This is a genomic window from Vibrio sp. 10N.222.55.C6 (genome assembly GCF_041473395.1).
Taxonomy (GTDB): Bacteria; Pseudomonadota; Gammaproteobacteria; order Enterobacterales; family Vibrionaceae; genus Vibrio; species Vibrio crassostreae_C.
Genome location: NZ_JBFRSD010000765.1, coordinates 1 through 242, shown reverse-complemented (window position 1 = coordinate 242; position 242 = coordinate 1). Strand labels below are relative to the sequence as shown.

The 242-nt window shown below is 45.0% G+C and carries 1 protein-coding gene; it reads right to left on the bottom strand.

All coding sequences use genetic code 11. The features are described 5' to 3' along the window. A partial coding sequence (gene dctP, locus AB4486_RS26040) for a TRAP transporter substrate-binding protein DctP (protein ID WP_372119642.1) occupies window positions 1-242 on the bottom strand: 242 nt, incomplete at both ends.

Here is a 242-nt window from a genome sequence, read left to right as displayed (position 1 = left end):
ACATAGGTTGAACCGCTAGTGCGAACGCAGCCTTGTCTGGTTCCACAAAAGTAACGCCCATTTTCTCGGCTTTAGCACGCTCTTTTGCTTCCGATTCAGCCCACAATTTTTTCATCAATTCAGATGAATCACTTGCCGCCTTCATTAGCGCATCTTGTTGTTCTGCAGTCAGTTTATCGTATGCTTTGGTTGAGATAACCAACACATCCGGAACCATCGTGTGCTCATCTAAGCTGAAGTAT